This window comes from Streptomyces sp. NPDC016851 (assembly GCF_055562795.1).
Window position 1 is genome coordinate 1 of sequence record NZ_JBVHEP010000065.1, and the last position, 1,796, is coordinate 1,796.

At 35.5% G+C, this 1,796-nt stretch carries 2 protein-coding genes; both read left to right on the forward strand.

Annotated elements, in window-relative coordinates:
* The first annotated feature begins 422 nt into the window (after nt 1-422).
* On the forward strand, nt 423-572 hold the full coding sequence (locus ACZ3I3_RS41305) for a toxin-antitoxin system HicB family antitoxin (RefSeq protein ID WP_350502499.1): 150 nt from the start codon (nt 423-425) through the stop codon (nt 570-572).
* Nucleotides 573-1,095: 523 nt separating this feature from the next.
* A partial coding sequence (locus ACZ3I3_RS41310; RefSeq protein WP_467373027.1) for a rolling circle replication-associated protein occupies nt 1,096-1,796 on the forward strand: 701 nt, incomplete at its 3' end.

Consider the following 1,796-nt stretch of genomic DNA (forward strand, 5'->3'; position numbering starts at 1 on the left):
TATATTTTGACGGAAAAAGAAAAAGAGACTCTGCTAAAGTCTCATGACGAATATATAACATATTCCAAAAACTATGAAAATGAATATCTAGGCAATATTCATAAGATACAAATTAACTTAAATCGCAAAAGTTAACAGCGCTATTTTAACACATAGAAAATAAAAATACTATGACTTTACCGTTTTCTAATAGCGGGTAAAGTGTTCAAACTTTGACAATGGGACTCCTATAATGGGGTCCTTATTTAATTTCCTTGAAAATATAAAATCCGCCCTTTTGCGTGTGGGTGGGGTGACTCCAGTTGGGGCCCCCGACACCGCAAGGCGGATTTATTTTATTTATAAAAGACCGAGAGAAATAACACTAACCATTATGGTATTGACATGATACCACTTTGATACTATAATGATACCATAAGGAGGTGAAGTTATTGGGAAAAGCGGTTTTTTCTCTAAGGCTTACTGAAGACCTACACGAATGGTTAAAAAAAGAAGCTGAAAAGAGAGGTATGTCGGTCAACGCTTTGATTTCATACATACTGAGCGAATATAAAGACGATAAAGAGTTTTAACGGAGTAGTTCTACGTAGTGAAAGCGTAGCGGTTCCTTTACTTGGAAAGGCGACTCTGATAACCTAGTTCGGTTTGCCACATTAAAGATTTCTAGAAGGTGGCGACGGTGGCAAGTAATCTGGGTCGCAAAGGTTCCGAGTCAAGGATTCATGGAGTAGATCTACGCAGTGGTGATGGTGAAGCGCAACTAAAAAAACAAGAAAAGAGGACGAGCACATGTTTAATATTTCTTATTACAAAACCGAAGACACAAAAGTAATGGTGGTTACATTACACGCACTAAAACAAACTATCATTTTGCAACCAGGATTCTTTTATAAAATTTCAGGAGTTGATAGAAAAGTAATAACCGGCTGCGGCGAATTTAGTGGTACAATTCTAGTAGATTTAGGATTTATATTTCCGTTTAAATCTGATAGAAAAATAGGTTAATATTTAATCGCTATTTCTGTTTCTTACTTAACTTGATTATAGCGATTAATAAGCAGAAAAATTTAGACAAGGAAGAGAGGTATTTTATAATTGAGGTATCGTCACAAACTAATAAAAAGTGGCGGTGTATGGGAATTATTGAGCTACGAGAAAGAGGTAGCAACAGGTAAAGATGCAGTTCGTGAAAATGCTGGTAGGAAAAAACAGTCTGATCATGATTGGATAAATGATGCTGAAACAAAGATGAAGAACAGGTCTGATGTGTTATATCGTGCAAGGAAGCAAGTGTTTAACCAAGCAAATGCCAATGCAAATGCGTGGAACGAGCAACCGAAATTTTTCACACTTACATATGCTGAAAACATGCAGGACATAAAACAATCTAACTATAACTTCAAAAAGTTTATCCAAAGGCTGAATTACACTTTAAAAATAAAACTAAAATACACTGCTGTAATTGAGTTTCAGAAACGAGGGGCTATACATTATCACCTATTGGTCTATAACCTTCCTTACACGCCTGTAGACGTTCTATCGGACATCTGGGGTCATGGGTTTGTTAAAATAAATAAAATAGACCACGTGGACAATGTAGGGGCTTATATAACGAAATATATGATAAAGGATAATATTGACGAAAGATTACTTGGAGAGAAGTCTTATTTTTCGAGTAGAGGGTTAAAGAAGCCTGAAGAGTATATTTTGACGGAAAAAGAAAAAGAGACTCTGCTAAAGTCTCATGACGAATATATAACATATTCCAAAAACTATGAAAATGAATATCTAGGCAA